We start from the raw sequence: 5,200 nt of genomic DNA on the forward strand, positions 1-5,200 counted from the left end.
CATGCCCGACCACGACATGCCGCTCCAGCTCATGCCGGACCAGGACATGCCCGACCACGACATGCCGCTCCAGCTCATGCCGGACCAGGACATGCCCGACCACGACATGCCGCTCCAGCTCATGCCGTTCCAGTTGAGGCCGCCCCGGATACCTTCCGCCAGCTTGCGGATGTCGATCGACTTACCGCGGACGTCGATCTCACCCTTGACCAGCTTCCCGTTGACCGACACGTGGACGGATCCACGCGCGGCCTCGAGGGAACCCAGACCGGTCGCCACCTTGAAGGACTGCACCTTCTGCGGCGTCTGGTAGTCCTTGGCCTCGGCCAGGTCGATCACGCCGGCACCCTGCTGGGCAGCGGTCGCGGCCGGGATCACGTTGGCCGTCTCCGTGAGCAGCGCCTTCACCTGGTCCGGCTTGATCCCCGGACGCTGCTGGATCAGCAGCGCCGCGGCACCGGACACGACAGCGGCAGCCTGCGAGGTGCCGCTGCCGCGGAAGAGCCGGTCACCGATGCGGGCAGCCGGGTACGTGGTGTCCAGGTAGGACCCCGCGCTGCGCAGACCCAGGACCTTCTCGCCGGGGGCGACCAGGTCGGGGTTGCGGGTGCCGTCACCGTCGTTCGAGAACGTGGAGACGACGTCGTCGGCCGTGTCGGCCGTGCCGTTGGCGTTGTTGCTGCCGACGGCGATGACGAACGGGTTGTAGGCCGGGTTGTTCACCTTGGCCGTACCGAAGCCCTCGTTGCCGACGGCGACGACGACCACGATGCCCTTGTGCCAGGCCTGCTCGGCCGCGTAGGCCAGCGGGTCGAGCACGTAGTCCTGCACACCGTCGGTGCCGAACGACATGTTGAGAACACGGATGTTCATGCCGCCCTTGTTGCGGTTCTGGACGACCCAGTCGATGGCCGCGATGGCCTGCGAGACGTCGGTCTGGCCCTTGGCGTCCGCCACCTTGATGCTGACGATGCGGGCGTCCGGCGCCATGCCGACGAAGTTCGAGGAGTCACCGCTGCCGGTGCCCGTCGTGCCACCGTCGCGGCCGGCGATGATGCTGGACATGTGCGTGCCGTGGCCGTACGTGTCCTTGTTCTTCGCCGGTCCGGCGGCCTCGAGGGTGAGGTCGGGGCCGTAGACGACCTTGCCGGGGGTGTTGAACCCCTCGACCGGGACGATGCCCGAGTCGATGACGGCGACGTCGACGCCCTTGCCGGTGTAGCCCGCGTCCCACATCGTGGAGGCGCCGGTCACCTTGTTGGCGATCGTGTAGAGCGACCCGTTGGCGGCCGCGTTGTCGCTGATCTCGGTGCTCGACAGGGTCAGCCCCGCGTCCGAGGTGACGGACTCGACGCCTGGGACCGCGCGGAGCAGTCCGACCCGGTCAGCGGGCACCTGGGCGGTGAAGCCGCCGAGGATGCCCAGCTGCTTGCCGACGGTGCCGCCGAAACGGGCGACAGCCTGCTCGGCCGCGTCGCCGGCACCGGCGACCTCACGAACGATGACCGACACGTCCTCGGCCGCCGAAGCGGTCGTGGCCGCACTGGCCGGGCCGGCGACGCCGGCGGCCACGAGAGTGGCCACGCCGACGGTCATCGCGCGGCGCGCGAACATGGGAACGCCGCCCCACGTGACGCCGTAGGCCGGCGCCTCCTGAGCGGTTCCCCGCTGGTTGCTGATCATGCAGTGCACCTCCTTGTGGAACTCGGGACTTCCTTGTACGTAGTGGCTTCGGTACCGAGTGTTAGGTGCTTGATGCTTCGAATACAGGGTTCTCGACCAGTTCCCCCCATGAGAGTGACGGAGCGATCACAGACGGTTGTTACACCGTTATTGCTGTGCGTAATCGCTCTCGTCACAGGGCGCGGTCGGTCCGATACGGTGCGAACGGCCTCGGCGCGTCGCCTCGTGGGTCCGGAGTGGCTGGTGGGGCGGTCGTTACGTTCCGCGCCATGGACCGCCGAGGCTTCCTTCTCGTCCTCGCTGCCGGCCTCACGGGCGCGGCCGTGGGCCAGGGGACGACCGAACTGGTGAATGCCCGACCCACCCCCAGCCGGGCGCCTGCCCCGGCTGCCGCGGTGACGTCGACCGGGGCGCTGACCGGCGCCCCCGTGCTGCCTCCGACCGGCGTCGTGGACGCCCTCCCCGGGGACGGCAGCTCGCTCGCGCTGACCATCGACGACGGCACGAACTCCGCGGTCGTCGGCGCCTTCATCGCCTTCGCGGCCGACACCGGGGTGCGGCTCACCTTCTTCCCGAACGGCATGTACCGGTCGTGGGAGGACAACGCCAAGGCCCTGCAGCCGCTGGTCGACTCGGGGCAGATCGCCCTGGGCAACCACACCTGGTCCCATCCGGACCTCACCACGCTCGACGACGCGGAGGTGGCCGAGGAGATCGCCCGCAACCGCGAGTTCATCTGGAACACCTTCGGTGTGAAGGACTCCCCGTTCTTCCGGCCGCCGTTCGGGTCGCGCGACGAGCGCACCGACCGGATCGCTGCCGACGAGGGCCACCCGACCGTCGTGATGTGGAACGGCACGCTGGACGACGCCCGGGTGGTGACCGGCGAGGACCTGATGGCGGCGGCCCGGGAGTGGTTCGCCCCCCAGGCGATCATCGTGGGGCACGCGAACCAGCCCCCGGTGACCACGATCTACGGGGAGATGGTCGACCTGATCGCCGAACGGCAGTTGCGCACCGTCACCCTCGCCGATGTCTGGGCCACCCCGGCGCAACTCGTGCGGGGCGCGTCGGCGAAGGGTCAGGCCACCAGCAGCTAGGCCGTCGCCGACCTGCGACAGCCGCCGTCTTCCGGAAGGGTGTCCGCGAGGGAACACTCGCGGACAGGAGGACATCGGGCATGGATCCTGCGGCTGCGCTGAAGGGGCGGGTGGCCCTCGTGACGGGCGCCGCCAGCGGGCTGGGACGCGCCACCGCACTCGCCCTGGCCGAGGCAGGGGCGCACGTCGCGATCGCCGACATCAACGCCGCCGGGAGCGAGCAGACCCGGGCGCAGGTCCTGGACACGGGTGGTTCGGCGGACGTCCTCGCCCTGGACGTGACCGACGACGAGAGCCGCCGTAGGGCCGTGGGAGACCTGTTCGACCGGCACGGCGATGCCTTCGACATCCTGGTGAACGTCGCCGGCATCGACCGCCCGGGCTACATCACCGACATCGACCTCGCCGACCACCGCCGGGTGCACGCCGTCAACTGCGAGGGGCCGGTGTTCCTCACGAGCCAGTTCATGAAGCGGGTCCAGCACCTCCCCGAGGGCCGGACCGCCGACGTCGTCCACGTGGTCTCGCTGTCGGCGATCACGTCCGGCAGCGGCGCGATCGCCTACAACGGTTCGAAGGCCGGCTTCCTGAACGCGACACGGTGCATCCAGCGGGAGCTGCGGGAGAAGGCGGTCCGGATGCCCGACGGCTCGGAGCGGCCGTTCCCCGCGCGGCTGCACAGCGTCATCCCCGCGGCGATGGACACCCCGATGATGGAGCAGTGGGGGATCCCCGCCCACCTGATGATGCCGCCGTCCGCGGTCGCCGAGACCATCCGCTCGCTGATCCTGCTGCACCCGTCGTGCTTCGTGCCGGAGATGCAGATCGTTCCGCGGCTCGAGCCGAACTTCCCCCGCTGACCGACATGAAGAGAGGGAGCATCGGCGTGACCGACCCAGTCGACCCCACCCCCGACACGGCCATGGCCTCCGGTTCCGACGCCGGCGAACCCGGCGGGCACCTGGGTCCGGGCGACCTGGCGCCCGACGAGGAGCGCCTGCTCGCCGCACTCGAGCGCGATGCCGGCACCGGCCCGGGCACGCCCGAGGAGACCATCGCGGTCGTCCGCGCGGCCGAGGACGAGGGACCGCTCCCCGACCGCGGCGGCGCGCCGGACGACGGTCTGACGCCGAGCTTCCAGGCGCCGGAGACCGACTGAGCTCAGGCGGCCACGGCCGCGGGGCGGCACCAGTGCGCCAGTGCGCCGAAGGTGTCGCGTGCCGAGGCGACCATCGCGTCGGCATCGCCGCCGGCGGCCACGCGGTCGCGGGCGGCACGGCGGAAGGCGTGCCACATCGCCCCGGTCTCGCTGCCGTAGGGGGAGAAGCAGCGCAGTCGCACGCCGGCGAACTCCGGGAGGCCGGCCAGGTGCCGGTCGATGAACACACCGCCCAGGGTGGAGCCCTCCAAGACGTACAGCCGGCCGAGCGCCTCGTCGGTGCCGTTCACGGGTGCGAGGTCGGGCGCCCCCTCGGCCGCCTCCCCGCCCAGCACCTGCAGGTCGGTGGCGAACAGGCCGGCGCGGCGACGGCGCGGCCAGTCCACGGCGGCGGCATCGGCAGGAGACCACCGAGCCCACTCCTCGAGCCCGGCCTCCGCCGCTCCCCAGAACCCGTGCATGCGGGCGAGCACCGCGGTCAGCCGCCGCCGGCTCAGCGCCGGGTCCAGCAGGTCCAGCGTCCGCTCGACGTCCTGGTGCCCGTCCGCTGTTCCGGTGCGCAGCAGGCGCAGGACGTCGGCCATCGGGCCGAGCCTAGGCGAGCCGCGCCGGCGGCCGGTTCAGGGCGGCGGGGCCAGCCGGGCGGCGCGCAGCGAGGCGTGCAGGAGCAGGCGGTCGTCGCCGTCGGCGAGGTCGAGACCGGTGAGGGCGGCGATCCGGGTGAGCCGGTAGTACAGCGTCTGCCGGTGCACACGGAGCGCCCCGGCGGCCTTCGACGCGCTCCCGCCGCCGTCGAGGAACACCTCGGCGGTCTCGGTGAGGACCGGATCGGTCAGCAGGGGGACGACGCACGGGTCGGGGCCCGGGAGCGCGGCGACCAGGCGCCAGGCGCCCAGCTCCGCCCAGTGCGCCACCGGCGAGAGGCGGGGCACCGCCGCCGCGACCCGCGCGGCGGCGCAGGCCTCGTACCACTGCTCGGGCAGTTCGGCGGTCCCGCGGCGGACCCGGGAGACGCCGGCGGTGCTGCCCGCAGGCAGTCGGGCCAGCGACGCCGCGGTGAGCGCGCCGGCGGGCCGCAGGTCGGAGACGGTCGGCAGCGGCAGGAGCACGGCCACCGGGCCGCCGTCGACCACCGTGGCCACGGCACCGGCCGCCGGCAGTCGCCAGCCCGCCGGCAGGCCCGTGGCTCCGGGCGTGAGCGCGACCAGGACCTGGCCCGTCTGCTCCCCCAGCGCGGAGCCGAGCAGCCGCGCAGATC

6 protein-coding genes are annotated in these 5,200 nt (G+C 72.3%); 3 read left to right on the forward strand and 3 right to left on the reverse strand.

Going from position 1 to position 5,200, the window contains the following annotated elements; translation table 11 throughout:
• Nucleotides 1-1,683, reverse strand: a 1,683-nt coding sequence (locus E4P40_RS26170) for a S8 family serine peptidase (RefSeq protein WP_135161240.1), incomplete at its 3' end; no start/stop codon positions are given.
• A gap of 269 nt (nucleotides 1,684-1,952) precedes the next feature.
• On the opposite strand from E4P40_RS26170, the gene E4P40_RS26175 reads away from it, so the two are divergent.
• The 3 genes from E4P40_RS26175 (at nucleotide 1,953) to E4P40_RS26185 (ending at nucleotide 3,942) form a co-directional block, all read left to right on the forward strand.
• The gene (locus E4P40_RS26175; protein ID WP_135161241.1) at nucleotides 1,953-2,783 is read left to right on the forward strand and encodes a polysaccharide deacetylase family protein; all 831 of its coding nucleotides are present in this window, start codon (nucleotides 1,953-1,955) and stop codon (nucleotides 2,781-2,783) included.
• Nucleotides 2,784-2,863: 80 nt separating this feature from the next.
• Entirely contained in the window at nucleotides 2,864-3,643 is a 780-nt protein-coding gene (locus E4P40_RS26180) for an SDR family oxidoreductase (RefSeq protein ID WP_135161242.1), read from the forward strand.
• A gap of 26 nt (nucleotides 3,644-3,669) precedes the next feature.
• The gene (locus E4P40_RS26185; RefSeq protein ID WP_135161243.1) at nucleotides 3,670-3,942 is read left to right on the forward strand and encodes a hypothetical protein; all 273 of its coding nucleotides are present in this window, start codon (nucleotides 3,670-3,672) and stop codon (nucleotides 3,940-3,942) included.
• Nucleotides 3,943-3,944: 2 nt separating this feature from the next.
• On the opposite strand, the gene E4P40_RS26190 is transcribed toward E4P40_RS26185, so the two are convergent.
• Together E4P40_RS26190 and E4P40_RS26195 are read right to left on the reverse strand one after the other, a co-directional pair.
• Complete coding sequence (locus E4P40_RS26190) at nucleotides 3,945-4,526, reverse strand: biliverdin-producing heme oxygenase (RefSeq protein ID WP_135161244.1); 582 nt, start codon at nucleotides 4,524-4,526, stop codon at nucleotides 3,945-3,947.
• 36 nt (nucleotides 4,527-4,562) lie between these two features.
• Nucleotides 4,563-5,200: helix-turn-helix domain-containing protein (locus E4P40_RS26195; RefSeq protein WP_135161245.1), on the reverse strand; the 638-nt coding region annotated here is incomplete at its 5' end.

Source organism: Blastococcus sp. CT_GayMR20 (assembly GCF_004570345.1).

Excerpts from the sequence above, each read along its gene's own strand:
- E4P40_RS26175 (WP_135161241.1), top strand. The coding sequence starts at position 1,953 with ATGGACCGCCGAGGCTTCCTTCTCGTCCTCGCTGCCGGCCTCACGGGC.
- E4P40_RS26180 (WP_135161242.1), top strand. The coding sequence starts at position 2,864 with ATGGATCCTGCGGCTGCGCTGAAGGGGCGGGTGGCCCTCGTGACGGGC.
- E4P40_RS26190 (WP_135161244.1), bottom strand. The coding sequence starts at position 4,526 with ATGGCCGACGTCCTGCGCCTGCTGCGCACCGGAACAGCGGACGGGCAC.